Here is a 259-nt window from a genome sequence, read left to right on the forward strand (position 1 = left end):
ATGCTCAAGACATGATTGAGCGCGTATTTAAGTTCTTTGACACCAACCCTGAGGTCCCTCAAGCCTTCATGTTCAGCCGCGACGGCGATGTTACCCGCAGTGGCTATCGCGTCCCTGGCACCCCGGGATTGCAGAATGTCCACGTCGTTCCCAGCGTGTTCGAAAGCATGACCGGTTTGCTACTCAGCCGCTCCGACAGAGTCGACCGCTACATCCGCCCTTATGCCGTCACCTCATCGGAAAGCAACCAAAACAAAAA

The 259-nt window shown here is 54.8% G+C and carries 1 protein-coding gene; it reads left to right on the forward strand.

The window, feature by feature from the left end:
- Positions 1 to 259, forward strand: a 259-nt coding sequence (locus ACQRAX_RS25710) for a type VI lipase adapter Tla3 domain-containing protein (protein ID WP_427867799.1), incomplete at both ends; no start/stop codon positions are given.

It is taken from the genome of Pseudomonas sp. UM16 (genome assembly GCF_050312595.1).
Lineage (GTDB): Bacteria > Pseudomonadota > Gammaproteobacteria > Pseudomonadales > Pseudomonadaceae > Aquipseudomonas.